1 protein-coding gene and 1 pseudogene are annotated in these 1136 nt (G+C 38.0%); one reads left to right on the forward strand and one right to left on the reverse strand.

What is annotated here, in order from left to right; genetic code table 11:
* Positions 1-83: 83 nt before the first annotated feature.
* Entirely contained in the window at positions 84-710 is a 627-nt protein-coding gene (locus tag E5358_RS14920; protein ID WP_135940940.1) for a hypothetical protein, read from the reverse strand.
* Positions 711-926: 216 nt separating this feature from the next.
* On the opposite strand from E5358_RS14920, the pseudogene E5358_RS14925 reads away from it, so the two are divergent.
* Positions 927-1136 (forward strand): annotated as a pseudogene (locus E5358_RS14925) (helix-turn-helix transcriptional regulator); the annotation flags it as partial.

Here is a 1136-nt window from a genome sequence, read left to right on the forward strand (position 1 = left end):
AAAGTTACATGAACTTCGACTTTTTATTTTGACACAAAAGTGTATTTGTGTTCTATACGATTCGTTTTATACACAAAAGTGTGTTAACAGGCGTTAACCAACCTATTATAGTGATTATAGAAAGGCATGATGTCCTCTTTGCTTGAGCATATAGGGACTGTCTCCGAAGCGAGATAGTCCAAGGAATCCCCGAGTTGCCTTGTGTGTATTCCGAGTGCATTCATGACGCGTAACAGTTTGCTATCCGTTTCCGCTATCATGTAACTATTGTCATCACATACTATAGGATAGACAGCATACACCATCAATTGCTTGAATAACGTCAGTGTAGGTGTTCCGGAGAATGAATCTATGGCAAAACGCCCAACATGCCAATATTCATAAATTGATTCTGAATGTATGGATTGCAGAGGGTTTATCCCAAAGATTTTTTCTATTGGCAGAGGTTTGTCTTTATCCCATTTGAAGACACGAATAGAGCCTATCAATTTGCCTTCTGCATTACGTACAACATAGATATAAGAGTTTCCCGAATAAGACAGTTCTTCATTATAAACTTTTGTGATTTCCTTTTCCAATTCTTCCGAATTTGCAACTCCAGCGTGATGCTTATAGTTTTCACGAACCACAAACTCTGCGAGTTCATACAGGTTTTCCTTACCCAGCTGTAGGATTTCATACACTCCATTTGCATACACTTGTTTTTCCATTGTTCCGTTTTTTATATTAATGTCCTGACTGTTGATTCATGAGCGATTCATGTAAGTCTCAGTGCGTGCAAAGTTAGCAGAAGGATTGCACTTTGCCTTTACACAAAAGTGTATTTCCACAACAACTGTATGCTTTTTTACACTTTTGTGTGTTAAAATGTTGCCCAATTACGATTTTATCATTACTTTTGCAACACCAATCAAGGAAAAACATACATGGCAACAAGAGATTTCTTCATTATATCAAACGCAGTTCACGGCATTACTGACGCAGATTATAAACTGGCAGACCTTCTTGTGAATGCGGCTAAGGCTTTTGCAAGAAGCACTCATCAAGGAGTATACATCATTGACTATTTCAAAATGAATTTCCTTTATGTATCGGAGAATCTTGCAAATTGGTGCGGTGTGCCGGCTGACAAAATC

The organism is Palleniella muris, assembly GCF_004792655.1.
Classification (GTDB): Bacteria; Bacteroidota; Bacteroidia; order Bacteroidales; family Bacteroidaceae; genus Prevotella; species Prevotella muris_A.

What these genes read in the sequence shown, in the direction of transcription:
- E5358_RS14920 (WP_135940940.1), bottom strand. Translation starts at nt 710, where the DNA reads ATGGAAAAACAAGTGTATGCAAATGGAGTGTATGAAATCCTACAGCTG.